Source organism: Streptomyces sp. NPDC055103 (genome assembly GCF_053607625.1).
In genome coordinates this window covers 1-19,104 of record NZ_JBSGTX010000108.1, presented here as the reverse complement: position 1 = coordinate 19,104, position 19,104 = coordinate 1, and the positions used below count along the sequence as shown (strand labels likewise).

The window sequence follows — 19,104 nt, the reverse complement described above, 5'->3', positions numbered from 1 at the left end:
ACGGTCCCCAGGGGCGAGCCACACCCCGACGGCCCGCCTCCGAAGTACTCAGCTTCGAATGAACCACCTCATCACAGACGGAACCAACGCTCCTGTCCTGGTGCGACAGTGAGCCGCCGGTCGCCGGGGAGGACGACGGCGAGCGGGCCCTCGGGCGAGGCGGGAACCCGGATGGCCAGCCGCCCGGGGAGGATCCGCAGGCGCACCCCTCGATGACGGCCGCAGCACAGGGTGAAGGTGAAGCGCGGGATCTCCGCCAGCCTCACCGGAGCCACCCGAAGCCCCTCCGATCCCGTTTCCAGGCCGGTGATCCCCCGCTCGACCAGATCGATCGTGCCCGCCATCGCGCCGAGATGGACACCCTCGCCGGTCGTTCCGCCCTGGACGTCGGCCACGTCGGCGAGCAGGGCCTCCTCGCAGTAGCGCCACGCGTCGGCGCCCTTCTGCCGGGCCAGTACCCAGCCGTGGACGAGACTGCTGAGCGTTGAGCCGTGGCTGGTGCGCCGCAGGTAGTACGAGACGGTCGCACGCCACATCTCATCGTCCACCGCGTAACCGAGCCGGCCGAAGAGGTCGGACAGCTCCTCGGGCCGGAAGAGGTAGCCGAGCATGAGGGTGTCGGCCTGCTTCGACGCCTGGTAGCGGTTGACCGTGTCGCCCTCGGCCTCCAGGATCCGGTCGAGCCTGCGGATGTCGCCGTACCGGGCCCGATAGCGCTCCCAGTCAAGCTCCGCCAGCGCGCCGTACCCCTCGAACTGGCTCACCACGCCGTGGTGGAACGGCACGTGCAGGCGGCGGGAGACGTCCTCCCAGCGGGCGAGTTCGTCTTCGTCCAGGGCCAGTTGCTCGGAGAGTTCCGAGCGTCGGGCCGCGGGCAGTTCGCCGAGCAGGTCGAGGCCCCGGGCGAGGACCCAGGCGGCGGTCGCGTTGGTGTAGGCGTTGTCGTCGATCCCCGGGGTCGTGGCATCGGGATAGGCGTCGTGGTACTCGTCCGGTCCGACGACCCCGCGGAGGCGGTAGCGGCCGAGCGCGGGGTCGAACGCGGCGGCCCCGGACCAGTAGCGGGCGACCTCAAGGAGGATCTCCGCCCCGGCGGAGTGGAGGAATCCACGGTCGCCGGTGGCCTGGGCGTACTTCCAGACGTTGAACGCGACGGCCGAGCCCACGTGGCGCTGGAGCCGGGAGTGGTCGGGCAGCCAGCGACCTGAGCGCGGGTTGAGGTGCAGGGCCTGGCTCTCCTCCCGGCCGGAACTCGCGCTCTGCCAGGGATACATGGCTCCCGGCAGGCCGGCGAGGCGGGCGGCCGCGCGGGCGGCCGGCAGCCGGCGGTGCCGGTACATGAGCAGCGCCCGGGCCACCTCGGGGAAGTGAAGGTCGAGGTAGGGCAGGACGAAGAGCTCGTCCCAGAAGACGTGTCCCCGGTACGCCTCACCGTGCAGACCCCGCGCGGGCACGCCCACGTCGAGGGCCGCCGTGTGCGGGGAGAGCGTCTGCAGCAGGTGGAACACGTGCAGCCGCAGGATGCGCCCCGCCTCCCCGGGCACATGAAGCTCCCCCTCTTCCCAGACGCGCTGCCATGCCGCCCTGTGAGCGGAGAGCAGCTGAGGAAAGTGGGGAGTGCGAGCGATCACATCGGTGGCTGCCGTGAGCGCGTCGGCGGAGGGCCGGTCCATTGATGTGTGCAGCGCCAGGGTCTTCACGACCATCGCCGAGCGGCGGGGAACGACCGGCAGGTGGTACGTCTGCTCGGTGCCGGCCGAGGTGGCCGTCTCCCGCGCGGACCGCGCGGGGCGGGTGACCGTGCGCACGGCCATGGCGATCCGGATACCTGGGTCGACGGTACGGCAGGAGATCCAGGCGACGCCGTCGGGCTCGAATCCGGTCCGGACGTCGGCGAGATGGCGCCCGTCAAGACGCCGGTAGCGCTCGACTCCGGTGTTGGTGACGGCGCCGTCGAGCAGGGACCGCACCTCGACGGCGCCGCTCCAACCGTAGGCGCGGAAGAGGGTGCACTGGGCCGCCAGTCCGGGTTCTCCCATGTGAACGAGGCGGATGTGGCTGACGCGCAGGCCTCGCCCGCGGGCGTCCTCGAAGAACAGACGTCGCGTGAGAACCCCCGCACGCAGGTCGAGGTGCGCATCGTAATGGCGCAGTTCGGCGGCGTCGGGAGTGAGCCAGTCGCCCGGCGGACCGTCGTCCGGGAGGCAGCGGTAGCGCAGCAGCGTCCAGTTCGGAAGGTTGACGAGATCCTCGTTCTCGACCTGCTGCCCCGCGACGGTGGAGGTGAGCCGGTCGTAGCAGCCGGCCAGATAGGTGCCCGGGTAGTGCGCACCCCCGGCGGTGCACTCGGGAGCGGAGCCCCGGGTGGCGAACCGACCGTTGCCGAGGGTGCAGAGGGCTTCGACCAGTGGCTCGCGTTCCGGGTCGTAGCGGTCGTAGTGCCACGTCCAGCCGGTGGTCATCCGCGCTCACTCCACACGCTCCGGACCAGCGCGGTCAGATCGGGAACGACCAGGTCGGCGCCTTGCTCCCGCAGGAGGGCAGCGGTGCTCCGCAGCGGGGTGCGGTCGACTCCGACGACGAGACCGAAGCCGCCGCGACGCGCCGCCGCGACTCCGGCGAGTGCGTCCTCGGCGACTGCGCTCTCCTGGGCGCGGCTGCCCAGGAGAGCGGCCGCCCGCAGGAACAGCGCGGGATCCGGCTTGCCGGCGAGGCCGAGCCCGGCGGCGTCCTCGCCGTCCACGATCGCCGTGAGGAGACCGGCGAGCCCGGCGGTACGGATCAGCGTCCGGGCGTGCCGGGAGGCGGAGACGGCTGCGCACGGCACGCCCGCCGTGCGCAGAGCAGTGAGGGCGGGCCCCGCGTCGGCGAAGGCCGTGACGCCTTGTGTACGAAGAAGTTCGACGAACGCCCGTTCCTTGTGTGCCGCGACGGCCCAGACCGTGCCACAGCCTGGTGCGTCGTGGGGCTCTCCTGGTGGGAGGTGAAGGCCGCGGGCGGTGAGGAAGGCCGCGGCGCCGTCGTACCGGGACCTTCCGTCGACGAGTCGACGGTACTCGGCGTCCGCGTCGAAGGGGGGCTGTGTCCCGCTGCCGGGCGCAAGTCGGTCGAGGCAGGCGTCGAAGGCGATCTTCCACGCCGCCGCGTGCACGACGGCGGAGTCGAGCAGAACACCGTCGGTGTCGAGGACGACACTCTCCGGCGGCCGAGAGCCCGGGCCTCGGCCGTTCATCAGGCCACTGACGTGTCGGGGAGGCTCACGACCGTGTGCTGCGGGCCGCCCAGCGCGACCTTGATGGCGCCGGTCTCTGCCCCTCGGCCGAAAACGTCGTACGCCTCCTCCATCTCCCCCAGTTCGAACCGGTGGGTGAGCAGTTCTGCCGAGGGCAGCCGCCCCGCGGCCATCATGCGCAGCAGCATGGGTGTGGACGAGGTGTCCACCAAGCCGGTGGTGATCGTGACGTCCTTGATCCACAGGTCTTCGAGGTGAAGGGTCGCGGGCTGGCCGTGGACTCCGATGTTGGCGACTCTGCCGCCTGGTCGCACCATGCGCGTGCACATCTCGAACGCCTCCGGGACACCGACGGCTTCCATGACGACATCGGCGCCGAGGCCGTCGGTCAGATCCGCGACGAGCTGCTCGGGGCCTTCCCCGGCGTTCACGGTGGCGTCCGCGCCGAGGGCTCGGGCGGCGCCCAGCCGGGACTCGGCGAGGTCGACGGCGACGATACGGCCGGGACTGTAGAGGCCCGCCGTGATGACGGCGGCGAGGCCGATGGGGCCCGCGCCGACCACGACCACCGTGTCGGCGGGGTGCACCGCGCCGTTCAGGACCCCGACCTCGTAGGCGGTGGGGAAGATATCGGCGAGCAGGACGGCGTCGGAGTCGTCGATCGAGTCGGGTAGCGGGTGGACCGACAGGTCGGCGAAGGGCACCCGGACGTACTCGGCCTGGGTGCCGTCGACGGTGTGGCCGAGGATCCAGCCGCCTCCGCCCCGGCACTGTCCGTAGCGACTCTCGCGGCAGAAGCGGCACCTTCCGCAGGCCGTGATGCAGGAGACCAGGACGCGGTCGCCCGGTCGTACCGAGCGGACGTCGCCTCCGGTCTCCACCACCGTGCCGACCGCCTCGTGTCCGAGGACCCGCCCGGGCGTCACCTCGGGGACGTCGCCCTTCAGGATGTGCAGGTCCGTGCCGCAGATGGTGACAGCATCGACCCTGACGACCGCGTCGGCGGGATCCTCGACGACCGGGTCGGGCACGTCCTGCCAGGCGATACGCCCCGGTCCCTGGAAGACGAGTGCCTTCATGGCGCCCACCCACTTCCTGTCGCACGTCGCTGCGGTCCTCGTCCACCAGGCTCCGTCCGGTACTCGGGCGGCGCATGGGCCGGTCGGCCCCCCGATGTGCCCGTACGGACTCTCGGGGCGTGCCGGGTCAGGATGCGAGGGTGGAGACCGGTACAAGTTCCGAAGGAGGGACGGCCATGTCCGAGGCAGCCCCGAATCCCGCTCCCACGCCCCCGCGGCCGGCCCTGCTCAGTTTCCTGGGTGGCGTGGGAACGGTCACCGGCAGCAAGTTCCTGGTCGAGAGCGACCATGCGCGGATCCTCCTCGACTGCGGTCTCTTCCAGGGTTTCGCGAAGCTGCGGCACCGCAACTGGGAGCGGTTCGCGCGCGACGCCGCGGACGTGGACGCCGTGGTCGTCACCCATGCCCACCTGGACCACTGCGGCTATCTGCCCCGCCTGGTGCGGCAGGGCTTCCGGGGACCGATCCTGACCAGCTCCCACACCGCCCGGCTCGCCGGGATCGTGCTGCGCGACAGCGCACGGCTCCAGATGGAGGCCGCCAGGCACGCCAACGCGCACGGCTGGTCCAAGCACCACCCGGCCAAACCGCTCTACGACGATTCGGACGTCGAGAAGACCCTGGCGTTCTTCGACCCCGTGCCCGTCGGCGAGGACGTGGAGATCATGGCCGGCACCCGGCTCACACTCCACCACGGCGGACACATCCTCGGCTCGGCATGGGCCCACCTCACCCTGGAGGACGGCCACACCCTGGCCACCTCCGGTGACCTGGGCCGCCCAGGTCACCCGCTGCTGCTTCCACCCGAGCCGTTCTCGGGCGCCGACGTCCTCCTCATGGAGTCCACCTACGGCGACCGCCACCACGACCAGGAGTCCGCCCGGTCGGAGTTCGCCTCCGTCATCGCACGCGCGCTCGCACGGAACGGCACCGTCGTCATCCCGGCCTTCGCGATCGACCGGACCGAGATCGTCCTGCACGAACTGGGCCGCCTGCGCGACACGGGCGTCCTGCCCCGCTCGGTCCCCGTGTACGTGGACAGCCCCATGGCCCTCGCCGCGCTGGACGTCTACCGGGACGCCGTACGCGAGCGCTCCGCCGAGCTGCGGCCCGAGATCCTCGCACGGGGAGATAGCGCGTTGAGCCCGGAACCGTTCCTCGCGGCGCGCACGGTGCAGGAGTCCATCGACATCAACAGCACGCACGGGCCCGCCGTGATCGTCTCCTCGGCCGGCATGGCCACCGGCGGCCGGGTCCTGCACCACCTCCGCCGCCTTCTCCCCGATCCGCGCAACGCGGTGGTCGTGGTCGGCTTCGCGGCGGCCGGCACCCGGGCGCGAGACCTGGTGGACGGAGTCCCGACGCTCAAGATGTTCGGTGAGTACGTGCCCGTACGGGCCGAGATCGCCGACGTACCCCACTTCTCGGCCCACGCCGACGCGGGACAGATCATCGACTGGCTCCGAGGCGCTCCTCCCCCGCACACCACCTACCTCGTCCACGGCGAGCCGACGGCGTCCGAGGCGCTGCGCGATCGCATCGACCGCGAGCTGGGCTGGACAGCCGTGGTGCCCCGCTCCGGGGAGGCCGTCCTGGTCCGCTGACCCGGGACCAACGGCCCCCCGGCGAACTCGCTCCGGCACCCGCAGCCGTTGCGGCAGCGCCGGCGCGCCGATCCCTCAGGTAAGGAAAGAGCGATGACACCTCAGCCGTTCACCGTCGCCGACGTGATGACCAAGAAGGTCGTCGCCGTCCAGCCCGGCGCGGAGTTCAAGGAGATCGTCGCCGCCATGGAGCGGTGGAAGGTGACGGCCGTACCGGTCATCGAGGGCGAGGGCCGCGTCGTCGGGGTGGTCTCCGAGGCCGATCTGCTCCTCAAGGAGGAGCTCCACGACCACCGCCTCGGTCTCGTCGAACAGATGCGACGGCTCGATGCCACGGCCAAGGCCGGTTCTCGCCGGGCCGAGGACCTGATGACCTCACCCGCGGTCACCGTCGCTCCCGAGGCGTCCCTGCCTCAGGCCGCCCGCCTCATGGCCTCCCATCACGTCAAACGGCTGCCGGTCGTCGACGCGAGCGGCGTCGTCCAGGGCATCGTGAGCCGGTCCGACCTCCTCAAGGTCTTCCTCCGCCCCGACGAGGATCTCGCCGCCGAAGTGCGCCGCGACGTCGTCGAGCACCTCTTCCCGCTCTCTCAGCGCCGGGTCGACGTCCGCGTCGACGCCGGAGTCGTGACGCTGTCCGGCCAGGTCCGCGACAGCGCGCTCATCCCGCTCGCAGCCCGCCTGGCCCGCGCCGTCGAAGGCGTGGTGGACGTACGGTGCGAACTCACCGCCCAGGGCCGGACATAACCATTTCCGGCCGTTCCGGTGCAGGTCACGGGGCAGCCGCGCACGCTCGAAGCATGGCCCCGGTAACCAGCGCCGACCTGTAGGAGGTCACGATGGCGCTCTCGTACCCTCCAAGGCGGCACGGTGTGTGCTCGCCGCCGCGGGGCGAGAGGTTCCTGCGCACGGGCGAGGGCCCCGGACGGGTCTTCGCGGCCTACGCCGACGACCACGGGCAAGCCCAGGGGCCGGACGGCCCTCCCCAGGACTGCGGCAGCGGGCGATCCTGAACGTGGGGGGCCGCCGGTCGAACGCGCGAGAAGGTGACGAGCGATGAGGCACCGCAGCGTCGCGGATCTGATGACACCCACGGCGGGTGCGCTCATGTCCAGCCCCGCCGTCGTCGCCCGCCCGGAGTGGAGCGTGGTGCGCGCCGCCCGGGTGATGGAACGGGCCAGGATCAAGCGTCTGCCCGTCGTCGACGACGACGGACGCCTCGTTGGTGTGCTCAGCCGGAGCGACCTCGTCCAGCTCTTCCTGCGCCGGGACCGGGCGATCCAGGAGGAGATCGTCGAAGACGTGGTCACCCACACCCTGAGGCTGAGCCCATCGGCCCTCTCGGTGGAGGTCGAGGACCGCCGGGTCACCCTCAGTGGCACGGTCCGCCGCCGCAGCCTCGTTCCGGTGCTTCTCAGGCTCTGCAACAGCGTCGACGGTGTCGTGGGGGTCGTCGACCGGCTCAGGTACGAAGACGACGACCTGTCGAGGAAGTGACGATCATGGACACCCCTGGCGCCCCGTACAGTCCCGTGGCGGTCTCCGCCGATCTCGACAGCCGGCTGTCCCGCTGGCTGTGGCTGGTCAAGTGGATCCTGGTGATCCCGCACTGGATCGTGCTGTGCTTCCTCTGGATCGCCTTCTTCGTGGTGACGGTGATCGCGTTCTTCGCCATCCTCTTCACCGAGCGCTTCCCAAGGGGTCTCTTCGACTTCAACCTCGGCGTGCTCCGCTGGTCCTGGCGCGTCTCGTACTACTCGTACGGGGCACTCGGCACCGACCGCTACCCGCCCTTCAGCCTGGGCCCCGAGCCGGACTACCCGGCCCGGCTGGACATCGCCTACCCGGAGCGGCTCTCGCGCTCGCTGGTCCTGGTCAAGTGGTGGCTGCTCGCCATCCCCCACTACTTCGTGATCGCCTTCTTCACCAGCGGCATGCACGCAGGATGGTGGAGCGGCGGGCTGATCACCCTGCTCGCGCTCATCGCGGGATTCGCCCTCGCCTTCACCGAGCGCTATCCGCGCGACCTGTTCGTCCTGATCGTCGGACTGAACCGCTGGGTCCTGCGCGTCGCCGCCTACGCGAGCCTCATGACGGACGCCTATCCGCCGTTCCGCCTCGACCAGGGCGGTCACGAACCGGGGACGGCCGCCGGCCGCTGACGGCGCCGCCTGGCGCGCCGCAGCTCGTCCGTGCCCCACACCAGAACCGGGAACGTCGCGACGAGCAGGACGACGTCCAGAGGGAGGGCCGCCGTGCCGAAGAGATCCTGGAGCGGGGGCGCGTAGACGAGAGCAGCGGTGAACGCGAGCTCGAAGGCGATACCCGCGAGCAGCAGGGGGTTCGAGAACACCCCGATGTCGCGCAACGCCGCGTGATCGGTGCGGGCCGCGAACGCCGTGCCGACCTGGCAGGTGACGATGCCGGCGAAGGTGGCCGTGGTGGCCGTCACGTAGGCGTGGTGCAAGGGGCTGCCGGTACCCGTGGGGTCGCCCGGCTGCCAGCCCGCGCGCCACAGCACGTAGAAGTAGCCCGCCATGACGAGGACCGCAGACGTGAGCCCCAGGTACCCCCAGCTCCGTATGAGCATGTCGCGGGAGATCACGCCCTGGTGCCGCGGTCGCGGAGGCCTCTGCATGATGCCTGGCTCGGAGCGTTCCCGGCCGAGGGCGAGGGCCGGCAGGGTCTCGGTGCCGAGGTCGATGGCGAGGATCTGCAGGACGGTGAGGGGAAGCGGTACCGTGCCGGCGGAGAGCGCGAAGACGAGGAAGGGAACGATCTCCGGCGTCGCGTGGGCGAAGATGTAGACGATGAACTTGCGTACGTTGTCGTAGACGCGGCGCCCGGCTTCGACCGCGGTCACGATGGTGGCGAAGTCGTCGTCGGTGAGCACCATCGCGGCGGCCTCCCGGGCCACGTCGGTGCCGGAGCGTCCCATGGCCACCCCGATATGGGCGCGGTGCAGCGCGGGGGCGTCGTTGACGCCGTCACCGGTCATGGCGACGATCCGGCCGTGCTCCCGCAGGGTGTCGGCCACCTTGAGCTTCGTCTCGGGCGAGGATCGGGCGAACACGATCTCGTCGTCGCCTTCCACGAGGAGCCGGTCCAGCTCGTCGTCGCCCAGTGACTCCGACGCCGCGACCACGTGCAGGCGGGGTACTCCGATGCCGACGTCCCGTGCGACGGCCGCGGCGGTGGCGCCGTTGTCGCCCGTCACGACGTGTACCCGGATGCCGGCCTCGTGGCAGCGGCGTACGGCCTCCGCCACCTCGGGGCGCGGCGGGTCGTACAGCCCGACGAGCCCGAGCAGGGTCAACCCCGACTCCGCGTCCTGGCGGCGTGACGGCAGCTCCGCGCCACTCGGCACGTCGCGTACGGCGACGGCCAGGACCCGCATGCCGTCCCCGGCCAGCCTCTCTGCCGCCGCGCGGGCCGGGTCCACCCCCGTTCCGGGCAGGAGGCGGTCCAGCACTGCCTCGGGCGCGCCCTTGACCACGATCCGCGTGGGGCGCAGCATCTCCCCGCCCCGCCTCTCCCCGTCGCGTGTCTCCCCGTCACGTGTCTCCCCGCCCTGCACGACCGACATCAGGCGCAGCCGCGGATCGAATCGGAACAGCACCCGCCGTCCCGCGTCGCGCAGACCCAGGTCCAGCGGAGCCCCGTGGTCGGCGGCCCCGGCGACGAGGGCAGCCTCGGTGGGGTCGCCGTGCAGTTCGCCGTCGGCTTCTCGCGTGACGGTGGTGCACAGGGCGGCCGCCCTCGCCAACTCCTCTGCCCAGGGGCCGGGCTCCGACCCGTGGTCGACCGTCCACAGCGCCCTGAGACGCATGCTGTTGCGGGTGAGTGTGCCGGTCTTGTCCGTGCAGATGACGCTCGTGGAACCGAGGGTCTCGACGGCGCTGAGCCGTTTGACCAAGGCACCCCGGCGGGCGAGAGCTCGGACGCCGACGGCCAGGGCCAGCGTGATGGTCGGAAGGAGTCCTTCCGGGACGTTGGCGACGAGCAGTCCGATGGCGAACGTCAGGGAGTCGGTGACCGGAAGCCCGACCGCCACCCCGAGGACGAGAAACACGACACCCATGCCGGTCGCGACGCCGGCGATGAGCCACGCGACCCGCTTGACCTGCCGTTCCAGAGGGCTCGCCTCACGCCTCGTCCGCTGGCTGAGCGCGGCGATCCGACCGAGTTCGGTGTGGTTTCCGGTGGCGAACACGATGGCGCGGGCCTGCCCCTCGACACAGGTCGTCCCGCTGAAGACGAGGTTCGGCTCCTCAAGCAGCGGGGCACCGAGGATCCCGGCTGAGGCGATCCGTTCAGCCGGCACGGACTCGCCCGTGAGCATCGACAGATCGACCTCGACCCCGCCCTCCGTGACGTGCGCGTCCGCGGGGACCTTGTCGCCCTCCTCCAGGAGGATCAGATCGCCCGGTACGAGGTCACGGGCCTCCACGACGTGGGGCTGCCCGTCGCGCACGGCGAGTGCGTGCTCGGGCAGGTAGCGGGCGAGAGTCTCCACCGCCCGCTCCGCTTGGTGTTCCTGGAGCAGGGCGAACGCCGCGTTGACGGCGATGACCGCGAGGATCGCCCAACCTAGGACCGCCAGGTCCGCGACGAAGGCGAGGGCGGCGGCAGCCCACAGCAAGAGGGCCAGGGGATGAATCAGCTGCCCGACCAGCTCGCGCACGAAGGAGGAGCGCACCCTTCGCCGTACCTCGTTCGGGCCGTGGACGGCGAGGCGCCGGGCGGCCTCGCGGGCCGAGAGACCATCCGGCCCCGTGGCGAGTTCACGGCGCAGCCGGGGCAGCGGTTCACTGGGGTCGAAGGGCGGCGCCTCGGTGGAGGCAGCGGTCCGGTGCGGGGTTGCACGGTTGCCGGCACGGTCAGTCATCGACGTCCCCTGCACCGCTGCCGCGGCGGAGTCGGCCGGACCATACGGGTTCCACCTGCTCCCACTCGCGTTCCCAGGCCGCGAGCCGGTGCCCCTCGGTCCGCCGCTGTACGAGGAGGACCACGGCGGCGCCTGTCACCCCGGTGACGCCTGCCGCCGCCACACCGCCCGACATCGAGGTCAGGGCGCGGTCGGCAGCACTGCCGGGGGGCCGGGCGGGTGACCCCGAGTCGTCCACCCAGATCGTCACGGCGCGTCCCTCCGGTGTCCGGGACGGGACGTGGATACTCCCGGACCGACGGACGTTCTCGGGCTGCTCCCACACAGCCGGCGCGACGGCCTGCGGCTTGGAGCCGTACCGGGTGGCGACGGGTGGTTCCTTGGCCGGCCCTGTGGTGGTCGCGGTCACCTGATGCCGGTGCGCGGCGAGTTCACGGTCGGTCTTGGATCCCGCCGACCACAGGCTCCCGGCGGCCACAGCACCGCAGATCACAGCGATCAACAGCACGAAGACCAGGGCGGCGCGCCTTGCGGGTCCCCTGGGTGGGGTGGTCCCGCTCCCCGACTCCTGGTGGAGCATGCCGCACCTCCCGTGGTGATGGCCTCGCTAACCTGTCAGAGGCCTCTTCAGTGAGTGACGTCGAGTTCCGTTCCGATGTGGTGGGCCCATGCCCGGATCCGTTCCGGATTGCGGAAGTCGCCACCCTTGCCGCGGCGCACCATGGCCCGCGCGACCGGACCCGACGTCTCGGCGGTCACGGCGCCACCGAAGGTCATGTGCTCACGGGCACCGAGCTTCTTCATTCGCCGGGCGACTCCCCGTACGGGCGGGATGTCGTGCTGTTCCGCGGAACTGTCGATGGGACCGCTGCTGAACAGCCAGAGAGGCCGGCGGCTGAGCTGTTCGGCGTTGCGCCGGGCGCACCGTCGCGCCTTGCCGGTCCAGTGCCCGGCGTAGAGGGCTCCGCCGAGGACGACTCCGTCGTAGCCGCTGACGTCGGTGACGGTGTCGGCCGGCAGGACGACGGCGTCGAAGCCGTCGTCCCGGAGCGTCCGGCCGATCTCTTCGGCGATTCCGGCGGTCGCACCGGCTTTGCTGCCGTAGGCGATCAGGACACGTTTGGCGTTCATGATTCCGCTCCCTCGGCCCGTTCGCCGACCCGCTTCACCGGAATGGTCCGGACGGACGTCGTGTCCTCTTCGTCGGGCATCGGGATGCGGACGGTGAGGATGCCGTCCGCGTACGACGCCTCGACGTCGTCGGCGGGGATCGTGGCCGGGAGGCGCACGGTCCTGCGGAAGGATCCGTAGCGGAACTCCGAGTGCTCCTTGTCCTCCTTGCTCTCGCTGTGCTCCGCACTCACCGTGAGGAGGTTGTCGTCGACGGTGATGGCGATGTCGTCGTCCGGGTCCATGCCCGGCAGCTCCGCTCGCAGCACGTAGACGCCGTCGCCGCTGGTCATCTCGACCGCGATGGAGTGGGCGGCGGAGCCGGGGCGCCATCCCGGCAGCCCGGGGAACTCCCTGTTGAACCAGTCGTTGAAGTCGGGGAAGAGGCTGTGCCTGCGTTCCACCTTGCCTCCGGCCATTGCTCTGCTCCTCGTGTAAGGGGCCCAGGACGGTCGCCGTGGACCCGAGCCAGTGCGGACAGGCGGCGGATCGGGTTTGCGGAGCCCGGTCCGACTCCGTCACCCACTCTTCCACCCACGAAGTCGCGTGGCGCAGTGTCCAAGGGGGGCTGAAGGACAGGGCCGAACGGGCCGCACCAAGAGGGGACCGACCGGCCCATGGCGCCACTGCGCCGGTGCTGTCAGCGGCAGATCTCCTCGACGAAACGGCCCACCCGTTCCTCCGGCAGGTGCCGCGCCAGGTCCGCCTCACTGATCATGCCGATCATGCGGTGGTCGTCGATCACGGGCACGCGGCGGACCCGGTGGTCCTGCATCGTGCGGAGCACCACTTCGCTGTCGGCGCCCGCGTCCACGGTGACCGGCTTGCCCTGGGCGAGGTCCCCGGCCGTCATCCGGTGGGGGTCCTTGCCCTTGGCAAGGCACTTCACCACGATGTCCCGGTCGGTGATGATGCCGTGCAGCCGGTCGTCCGGCCCGCAGATGGGCAGCACGCCGACATCCAGTTCGCTCATACGGCGTGCGGCATCCATCAGGCTCTCGTTCTCCTGCACGCAGCTCGCACCGGCGTGCATGATCTCCCTTGCGGTCGTCATGGCCACGTCCTCCTTTCCGGCCCCCCTGCTCACGATCGAGCCGATTCGCCACTGGTTCAGAGGAAGAGCGCCGACGACTCGCTGCCGTGTCTTCCTCGACATGGTCACTCCTCCGTTCGTCCCGTGCCCTTCTCAAGCGTCGTCTCCGCGTGGGCCACGTGCCCTTTGACCGCTGCGAAGCTGTCCGGTGCCACCGAGATCGAGTCGAGGCCCGCTTCGACCAGGATCGCGGTGAACGCCGGATCGTCGCTGGGCCGCTGCCCGCACAGTCCGACCGGCCGGCCCGCCGCGTGGGCGCGGACGGCGAGGGTCTGGATGCTGCGGACGACCGCGGGGTCCCGCTCGTCGAAGACGTGGGCGAGGGCCTCGGAGTCGCGGTCGACGCCGAGGGTGAGCTGGGTGAGGTCGTTGCTGCCGATCGAGAATCCGTCGAAGCGTTCCGCGAACTCCCTGGCCAGGATGATGTTGGCCGGTATCTCCGCCATGACGTAGACCTGCAGCCCGTTCTCGCCGCGTACGAGTCCCTCCTCCGCCATCACCGCCAGTACGCGGTCGGCCTCGCCGAGGGTGCGGCAGAAGGGGATCATGACGATCACGTTCGTCAGCCCCATCCCGTCACGGACCCGGCGCAGCGCGCGGCATTCGAGGGCGAAGCCCTCGCGGTAGCCGTCGCTGTAGTAACGGCTCGCGCCGCGCCAGCCGATCATGGGGTTCGCCTCGTCCGGTTCGAAGGGCCGGCCGCCGAGGAGCTTGGCGTACTCGTTGGTCTTGAAGTCGCTGGTGCGCACGACGACGGGCGCCGGCCCGCGCGAGGCAGCGATCCGGGCGATGCCGTGGGCCAGCCGGTCGACGAAGTAGTCGCCTCGGTCGAGGTAGCCCTCGGTGAGCCGCTCGATGACATGCCGGTCGTGGGTGTCGAGCCGCTCCGGATGCAGCAGGGCCATGGGGTGGACTTTCACCTGGTGGGCGACGATGAACTCGAGGCGCGCCAGTCCCACTCCGTCCGCGGGGAGTCGCCACCAGCGGAACGCGGCTGATGGATCGGCCAGGTTCAGCATCACCCGGGTTCGGGTGGCGGGCAGTTCCGCGAGGTCGGTCTGGGTCTCCTCGTACGGGAGCAGCCCTTGGTAGACACGTCCGCTCCCTCCCTCGGCGCAGGAGACCGTGACGGAGCGCCCGTCACGCAGGATCCGTGTCCCGTTTCCGGTTCCGACGACGGCGGGGACGCCGAGTTCGCGGCTGACGATGGCGGCGTGCGAGGTGCGCCCCCCGTGGTCGGTGACGATGGCGGAGGCCCTCTTCATGACGGGTTCCCAGTCCGGGTCGGTGATGCCGGTGACGAGGACGCCGCCCTGGGGGAAGCGGTCGAGGTCGACGGGCGCGTCGAGCGCCACGACACGGCCCTGGCCGATGGCCTCGCCGACGGCGATGCCTTCGACGAGTGGTTCTTCGGGAGTGGCGATGAGCCGGCGGCGGGTCAAGGTGGTGGTGTGCCGACGCGACTGGACCGTCTCGGGGCGGGCCTGGACGATCCAGAGCTCGCCGGTGAGGCCGTCCTTGGCCCATTCGATGTCCATGGGGCAGCCGTAGTGCTCCTCGACGGCCGCCGCCCAGCCGGCGAGTGTGCGGATCTCCGCGTCGTCGAGGACCCGCTGGTTCCGCTCACCGTCGGGTGTGTCGACCGTGCGGGTCAGCCCGGTGTCCGCGTACACGGCCTTCAGCCGCTTGGCTCCGATCCGCACGTCGATGACGGGGTCGAGCGCCGGGTCCTTCAGGCTCGGCTTGAACACCGTGTACTCGTCCGGGTCGACCTGGCCGCTGACGACGGTCTCCCCCAGCCCCCAGGCGGCGCTCACCACGATCACGTCCGGAAAGCCGCTCTCCGGGTCGAGGGTGAAGACGACCCCGGCGCCGGCGAGATCGGAGCGGACCATCACCTGGACGCCGATGGACAGGGCGACGGCGAGGTGGTCGAAGCCCATCCGTTCGCGGTAGTCGATCGCCCGGTCGGTGAACAGGGAGGCGTAGCAGCGCGTGCACGCCTCGAGGAGCGCGTCGGCGCCGCTGACATTCAGGTACGTCTCCTGCTGCCCGGCGAAACTCGCCTCGGGCAGGTCCTCCGCCGTCGCACTGCTGCGCACCGCCACCTCGGGCGACTCCCGGCCGATCTCCTCGGCCAGCCGCTCGTACGCCGCGAGCACGGCATCCCGCAGAGGCACGGGCAACGGCTCCACGAGGAAGAGGGACCGGATGGCCGCCCCGACCTCATCCAGTGGGGCACCGGCATGCAGTCTGTCGATCTGTGCCCCCACACGACGGCGGAGATCTCGGGAACCGAGCAGTTCCTCGTACGCTTCGGCGGTGGTGGCGAATCCCGGAGGGACGCGGATGCCCGCGCCCCCGAGTCGGGTGGTCATCTCGCCCAGCGAGGCGTTCTTGCCACCCGCTCGGCCGACGTCGTGCCGCCCGAGTTCCGTGAACGGTACGACGTGTCGTATCGGTCCCATGGCTTCCTCCACGGTTCTCGGACCTCCTCAGTACGGCAGGGGCCGGCCGGACGGCGTGCGCAGGTCGAGGGGGGCGGGCTTGCGGGGATGGCCCGGCCGGGGGCTGATCCGGATGCGCTTCATGATGCTCACCTCTTCGCAGAACCGGCCGATGGACCGGGGGCGTCCTCTCGCCCCACCGTCCCGCGTGGAGGTGGTCGCGTCCCAGTGCCGAGCGGGGCAGCGGGCACGGACCGGTCGGCCGTGCCGGAACGGGACCGGTCGGCCCGTGCCGGGTCGTCTGTCTGGCGCGCGCGTTGCGGGAGGGGGACGGTGATCAACGGACACGGGGCACGGTGCAGCAGGCTGTGAACCGTCGAACCCGACCGCATGCCGGAATAGCCGCCACGACCTCGGCGACCGACCATGAGAGAGAGGGATTCCTGGGACGCCAGGGCGAGTTGTTCGACCGGGTGTCCCCTCAGGACCTCTTGGGAGATGGCGACGTCCGGATACCTCTCCGCCCAGCCCGCCACCGATTCGGCGAGCAGCCGACGCCGCTCGGCCAGGCCCACTTCATCGTCGTCGTGGGCCAGGAGGGAACGGGGCCAGACCCAGACGGCCCGCAGCCGTGCCTCGCGCAGGCTCGCCTCCTCGACGGCGAAGGCGACCGCGGCCCGTGAGGACTCGCTTCCGTCCACGCCGACGACGACGGTCGGTGGGTGCACAGCGGTGTGTTCAGGTGCGCGGACCACGACGACGGGACAGTCGGCCCGTGCCATGAGGGGGACGACCACGGAGCTCTCGCTGAACATCTCGGCGGGCCTGCCGAGACGACGCGAACCGACTACGACGAGTGCGGCGTGCTGCGCCATGTCGCGCAGCACGGTCGCCGGCACACCGTTCACGCGTTCCGTCGCGATCCGCAGACCGTCGTGCAGTTCCCGGACGAGGTCCTCCGCGTTGGCGATCGCCGACTCCGCGTGGATACGCAAAGCGCTCTGGCGGGCGAGCGCGTCGTACCGGAGCCCGTCGTGGGCAGGCGGTACGGCGACGACCAGCCGGAGCACCAGGCCTCTTCGTACGGCCTCGTCGGCGGCCCAGACGAGAGCGGGAACCGACTGCTCCCGGGGGTCGACACCGACCAGTATCTCGTTCACGTCTCCTCGACCCGTGTCGCGAAGGCAGGTGGGACGATCTCCACCGGGCAGTGGGCGTGGTGAAGCAGGACGTGGGCGACTCGCCCCAGGGAGCGGCCTACGCCCAGGGCGTGGTGGTCTCTGCCCATCACCAGCAGATCGGTGTGGGCACTCGCCTCCACCAGGATCCCGGGCGTGCTCGTGCCCGTCTCGACGTGATGGCTGACGATCAGCTGCGGATAGAACTCACGCGCGAGGTCGGCGAGCGACTTGATCTCGTGCACGCGCTGCTGCGCGATCCCGTCGAGGTCGTCCAGCATGGTCGCGACGCTGCCGACGTGGCTGAGCACGTTCCAGACGCTCACCAGCCGCAACGCCGCCTTGCGGGCATCCGCCTCGGCGGCCGCGACGAGTAGCCAGCCCCTGTCCGAAGCACCGTGCACGGCTGCTGTCACCGAGCCCGACGCGGGACGGTCACCGTCACCGCGGACCACGATCACGGGAACTTCGGCGCGGGCCGCCACACCCAGACCGACGGATCCGAGCATGAGCGCGGAGAAGCCGCCGAGCCCCCGGTTGCCCACCACGATCGTGCCCCGGTGGCCGGCGGCCGCCCGGAGACCGGCGACCGGCTCCTGGCGGCCCAGCTCCTTCGTGACGGCGAGGTCCGGAAAGAGGTCACGGACCGCGCTCGCGGTCTCGGTCAGCAGGTCGCGACCCGCTTCACGTACCGCCTGGATCGTCTCGGCGTTGGCGAAGATGGCCCGGCGGTCGGTGTCGGCGGCGTGGACGAGATGCAGAGGCCGACCCCGTCTTTCCGCCTCCTCGGCGGCCCAGAGCACGGCCGCGCGCCCGGAGGGGGACCCGTCGACTCCCACGACGACGTTGCCGAGCTCCGGTCGGGTGAGGGTCTCGCTTGTCATGGCTCCTCCTCCGGAGTACGCCCGCGGCTCGGGAACGCGTCCCGAGGGGCGGCATCTCCCACACTGACACCGTGGTGGGCCTCCTCGGGATGGGCCGTTCGGCCCCGATCGAGGCCTTCTCGGCCCTGCTGCCGGAAGCGACGGGGCACCAACCTGACAGGTGAGATGTCCTGTCCGATCCGGAGGCGGGGCGGGACGGGGCGGAAAGGTCTCGACGAGGGAGGCACGCCATGTCAGCCCAGGTCACCGTCGGTCTGGACGGTTCTGCGGAAAGCCTCGCCGCCGCCCGTTGGGCCGCGACGCAAGCGGTGCTGCGCGAAGTGCCCCTCAGGCTGGTGCACGTGGAGGAATGGCCGAGCATGCCGGAAGTACCCATGGCGTACGCCCGCACACTCGCCCACGACGAGCAGACCGCGAGGTTGATGCGAGAGGAGGCGGACCGAGCGCGGCAGAACCATCCCGACCTCGAGGTCATCACGGAGCATGCGCATGGCCGGGCAGCCGAGGAACTGACGGCCGCCGCGAACGAGGCGGATCTGACGGTCCTGGGTTCGCGCGGACTCGGCGGCGTCCGCGGCTTCCTCGTCGGCTCGGTCTCCCTCGCAGTCGTCGGCGCGGCCCGACAACCGGTCGTCCTCGTACGCGTGACGGACGAACGGGAAGCTCCCGAAGGCGGCATCGTGGTGGGCGTCGACATCCACCACCCGTGCGAAGCCCTGCTCGCGTTCGCCTTCTCCGAAGCCGCCCGCTGGGGCACGCCGCTGCGGTTCCTCCACAGCTGGACGCTTCCCGCGTCGTACGGCTACGCGGCCATCGTGGACCCGGGGATCGGCGAGGAGCTGGGCGGCCACCTCCTCGGGGGGCTGGACGACCTGCTGGAGCCGTGGCGGAAGCGCTACGCGGGCGTGGAAGTGAAGGCCGAGTCGGTGATGGGCTCACCCACCTACCAGCTGGTCGAGGCGTCACGGACCGCGCGACTCGTCATCGTGGGACGCCGGAGTCGGAACGTCCCCCTCGGCCCTCATCTGGGCCATGTCGCGCACGCGGTCATCCACCACAGCCCCGCGCCCGTCGCCGTCGTCCCCTTGACATGAGCGGACGGTGGCGGCTCGGCATGGGACCGCGCACGGTGGACACCCTCTCGCTCGGCGGAACAACCTCTCGCTCGGCCTTCTACAGATGGCGGCGGCTGGTGGAAGGCGTGTAACGGCCGGGAGCGGCATCGTAAGCGGTGGCGCACTGAGTGGAGCAGAAGTGCAGTGGGCCTGCGGGGCCGTCTCGGTGTTCGGGTGCGGTCGTGGGGTCGACTTCCATGCCGCACACGGGGTCGACGGTCATCTCGCGTCCGTCCGGGCCGACCCTGGGCCGCGTGGTGTCGCCGGCGGTCTCGACTTCGGGGCGCGTCGGTGCGTCGCCCTCTGTCGGCAGCGGTGCGGGGTGCCAGCGGCGGAGGCGGGAGGCGTTGGTGACAACGGACAGGGAGGACAGGGCCATGGCGGCCGCGGCGATGATCGGGCTCAGGCGGACGC

Annotated in this window: 15 protein-coding genes and 2 pseudogenes; 5 read left to right on the top strand and 12 right to left on the bottom strand. The window is 71.1% G+C overall.

Annotation, left to right across the window (positions count from 1 at the left end; all coding sequences use genetic code 11):
• Window positions 1–71: 71 nt before the first annotated feature.
• Genes ACWFR1_RS37955 through ACWFR1_RS37945 form a run of 3 tightly spaced genes read right to left on the bottom strand, consistent with a single transcriptional unit; the run spans window position 72 to window position 4,311 of the window.
• Window positions 72–2,462, bottom strand: a complete 2,391-nt coding sequence (locus tag ACWFR1_RS37955; protein WP_453560067.1) for a glycoside hydrolase family 65 protein — start codon at window positions 2,460–2,462, stop codon at window positions 72–74.
• Complete coding sequence (locus ACWFR1_RS37950; RefSeq protein WP_453560064.1) at window positions 2,459–3,232, bottom strand: HAD family hydrolase; 774 nt, start codon at window positions 3,230–3,232, stop codon at window positions 2,459–2,461. Before ACWFR1_RS37950 ends, ACWFR1_RS37955 begins: the two co-directional genes overlap by 4 nt.
• The gene (locus tag ACWFR1_RS37945) at window positions 3,232–4,311 is read right to left on the bottom strand and encodes a zinc-dependent alcohol dehydrogenase family protein (protein ID WP_453560061.1); all 1,080 of its coding nucleotides are present in this window, start codon (window positions 4,309–4,311) and stop codon (window positions 3,232–3,234) included. Before ACWFR1_RS37945 ends, ACWFR1_RS37950 begins: the two co-directional genes overlap by 1 nt.
• 176 nt (window positions 4,312–4,487) lie before the next feature.
• Between ACWFR1_RS37945 and ACWFR1_RS37940 the strand changes: the two genes are divergently transcribed.
• From ACWFR1_RS37940 to ACWFR1_RS37925, 4 genes and pseudogenes are all read left to right on the top strand, one after another.
• On the top strand, window positions 4,488–5,915 hold the full coding sequence (locus ACWFR1_RS37940) for an MBL fold metallo-hydrolase RNA specificity domain-containing protein (RefSeq protein WP_453560059.1): 1,428 nt from the start codon (window positions 4,488–4,490) through the stop codon (window positions 5,913–5,915).
• Between the two features lie 93 nt (window positions 5,916–6,008).
• The gene (locus tag ACWFR1_RS37935) at window positions 6,009–6,662 is read left to right on the top strand and encodes a CBS domain-containing protein (RefSeq protein ID WP_453560056.1); all 654 of its coding nucleotides are present in this window, start codon (window positions 6,009–6,011) and stop codon (window positions 6,660–6,662) included.
• Window positions 6,663–7,007: 345 nt separating this feature from the next.
• A pseudogene (locus ACWFR1_RS37930) lies at window positions 7,008–7,412 on the top strand (CBS domain-containing protein); the annotation flags it as partial.
• Window positions 7,413–7,417: 5 nt separating this feature from the next.
• The gene (locus tag ACWFR1_RS37925; protein ID WP_453560054.1) at window positions 7,418–8,077 is read left to right on the top strand and encodes a DUF4389 domain-containing protein; all 660 of its coding nucleotides are present in this window, start codon (window positions 7,418–7,420) and stop codon (window positions 8,075–8,077) included.
• Here the strand turns inward: ACWFR1_RS37925 and ACWFR1_RS37920 are convergent.
• From ACWFR1_RS37920 to ACWFR1_RS37885, 8 genes are all read right to left on the bottom strand, one after another.
• On the bottom strand, window positions 8,047–10,803 hold the full coding sequence (locus tag ACWFR1_RS37920) for a cation-translocating P-type ATPase (protein WP_453560052.1): 2,757 nt from the start codon (window positions 10,801–10,803) through the stop codon (window positions 8,047–8,049). The two genes, ACWFR1_RS37925 and ACWFR1_RS37920, sit on opposite strands and share 31 nt — an antisense overlap.
• Window positions 10,796–11,383 carry an Rv1733c family protein gene (locus ACWFR1_RS37915; RefSeq protein WP_453560049.1) on the bottom strand — a complete coding sequence of 196 codons (588 nt, stop codon included), beginning with the start codon at window positions 11,381–11,383 and terminating at the stop codon, window positions 10,796–10,798. Before ACWFR1_RS37915 ends, ACWFR1_RS37920 begins: the two co-directional genes overlap by 8 nt.
• 47 nt (window positions 11,384–11,430) lie before the next feature.
• Entirely contained in the window at window positions 11,431–11,934 is a 504-nt protein-coding gene (locus tag ACWFR1_RS37910; protein ID WP_453560047.1) for a flavodoxin domain-containing protein, read from the bottom strand.
• Window positions 11,931–12,392, bottom strand: coding sequence for an Hsp20/alpha crystallin family protein (locus ACWFR1_RS37905; RefSeq protein WP_453560045.1), 462 nt, complete (start codon window positions 12,390–12,392; stop codon window positions 11,931–11,933). The genes ACWFR1_RS37910 and ACWFR1_RS37905 overlap by 4 nt, the downstream gene beginning before the upstream one ends.
• A 221-nt stretch (window positions 12,393–12,613) precedes the next feature.
• Window positions 12,614–13,027, bottom strand: coding sequence for a CBS domain-containing protein (locus ACWFR1_RS37900; RefSeq protein WP_453560043.1), 414 nt, complete (start codon window positions 13,025–13,027; stop codon window positions 12,614–12,616).
• A 104-nt stretch (window positions 13,028–13,131) separates the two neighbouring features.
• Window positions 13,132–15,534, bottom strand: a complete 2,403-nt coding sequence (ppsA, locus tag ACWFR1_RS37895) for a phosphoenolpyruvate synthase (RefSeq protein WP_453560041.1) — start codon at window positions 15,532–15,534, stop codon at window positions 13,132–13,134.
• A 128-nt stretch (window positions 15,535–15,662) separates the two neighbouring features.
• Window positions 15,663–16,673 (bottom strand): universal stress protein, encoded by a 1,011-nt coding sequence (locus ACWFR1_RS37890; protein WP_453560038.1) that lies wholly within the window; start codon window positions 16,671–16,673, stop codon window positions 15,663–15,665.
• Window positions 16,670–17,575: a universal stress protein gene (locus ACWFR1_RS37885; protein WP_453560035.1), complete on the bottom strand. Its 906-nt coding sequence runs from the start codon at window positions 17,573–17,575 to the stop codon at window positions 16,670–16,672. The genes ACWFR1_RS37890 and ACWFR1_RS37885 overlap by 4 nt, the downstream gene beginning before the upstream one ends.
• A 230-nt stretch (window positions 17,576–17,805) precedes the next feature.
• On the opposite strand from ACWFR1_RS37885, the gene ACWFR1_RS37880 reads away from it, so the two are divergent.
• Window positions 17,806–18,669, top strand: a complete 864-nt coding sequence (locus tag ACWFR1_RS37880; RefSeq protein WP_453560033.1) for a universal stress protein — start codon at window positions 17,806–17,808, stop codon at window positions 18,667–18,669.
• 79 nt (window positions 18,670–18,748) lie between these two features.
• Here the strand turns inward: ACWFR1_RS37880 and ACWFR1_RS37875 are convergent.
• A pseudogene (locus tag ACWFR1_RS37875) lies at window positions 18,749–19,104 on the bottom strand (heavy metal translocating P-type ATPase); the annotation flags it as partial.

Bases quoted from the DNA above. Each gene is read 5' to 3' on its own strand.
- ACWFR1_RS37905 (WP_453560045.1), bottom strand. From the start codon at position 12,392: ATGGCCGGAGGCAAGGTGGAACGCAGGCACAGCCTCTTCCCCGACTTC.
- ACWFR1_RS37940 (WP_453560059.1), top strand. From the start codon at position 4,488: ATGTCCGAGGCAGCCCCGAATCCCGCTCCCACGCCCCCGCGGCCGGCC.
- ACWFR1_RS37880 (WP_453560033.1), top strand. From the start codon at position 17,806: ATGTCAGCCCAGGTCACCGTCGGTCTGGACGGTTCTGCGGAAAGCCTC.
- ACWFR1_RS37915 (WP_453560049.1), bottom strand. From the start codon at position 11,383: ATGCTCCACCAGGAGTCGGGGAGCGGGACCACCCCACCCAGGGGACCC.
- ACWFR1_RS37910 (WP_453560047.1), bottom strand. From the start codon at position 11,934: ATGAACGCCAAACGTGTCCTGATCGCCTACGGCAGCAAAGCCGGTGCG.
- ACWFR1_RS37925 (WP_453560054.1), top strand. From the start codon at position 7,418: ATGGACACCCCTGGCGCCCCGTACAGTCCCGTGGCGGTCTCCGCCGAT.
- ACWFR1_RS37935 (WP_453560056.1), top strand. From the start codon at position 6,009: ATGACACCTCAGCCGTTCACCGTCGCCGACGTGATGACCAAGAAGGTC.
- ACWFR1_RS37920 (WP_453560052.1), bottom strand. From the start codon at position 10,803: ATGACTGACCGTGCCGGCAACCGTGCAACCCCGCACCGGACCGCTGCC.
- ACWFR1_RS37945 (WP_453560061.1), bottom strand. From the start codon at position 4,311: ATGAAGGCACTCGTCTTCCAGGGACCGGGGCGTATCGCCTGGCAGGAC.
- ACWFR1_RS37950 (WP_453560064.1), bottom strand. From the start codon at position 3,232: ATGAACGGCCGAGGCCCGGGCTCTCGGCCGCCGGAGAGTGTCGTCCTC.
- ACWFR1_RS37900 (WP_453560043.1), bottom strand. From the start codon at position 13,027: ATGACGACCGCAAGGGAGATCATGCACGCCGGTGCGAGCTGCGTGCAG.
- ppsA (WP_453560041.1), bottom strand. From the start codon at position 15,534: ATGGGACCGATACGACACGTCGTACCGTTCACGGAACTCGGGCGGCAC.
- ACWFR1_RS37955 (WP_453560067.1), bottom strand. From the start codon at position 2,462: ATGACCACCGGCTGGACGTGGCACTACGACCGCTACGACCCGGAACGC.
- ACWFR1_RS37885 (WP_453560035.1), bottom strand. From the start codon at position 17,575: ATGACAAGCGAGACCCTCACCCGACCGGAGCTCGGCAACGTCGTCGTG.